A 249-nucleotide genomic window follows, 5' to 3' on the forward strand; every position below is an offset into this window, starting at 1 on the left:
GTACGTTGCACTATTAGCAGCATTGGGATGTAATGAGTTTGAATAATACAGTGAATTTAATAACGATCCATCAGTCGCATAAATCTTAGAGTATATTGATGAAAACTCGCTAATATCTCTAAATGAGTTACCATCTGATGAAGATGTGTTTGCAATAAATCTAGACGGATCGTTATTAAAAAAAGAATCAAAATCACCGATAAAAGTGCAATTATTACCATTTTTTGCACTGTAAGTAGTACCTGTATT

General features: G+C 31.7%; 1 protein-coding gene. It reads right to left on the reverse strand.

Annotated elements, in window-relative coordinates; all coding sequences use genetic code 11:
- Positions 1 to 249 (reverse strand): hypothetical protein (locus B4920_RS30185; RefSeq protein ID WP_216820109.1); only part of this gene is annotated, 249 nt, incomplete at both ends.

Origin of the sequence: Zoogloea sp. LCSB751 (assembly GCF_002028455.1) — a bacterium.
Lineage (GTDB): Bacteria > Pseudomonadota > Gammaproteobacteria > Burkholderiales > Rhodocyclaceae > Zoogloea.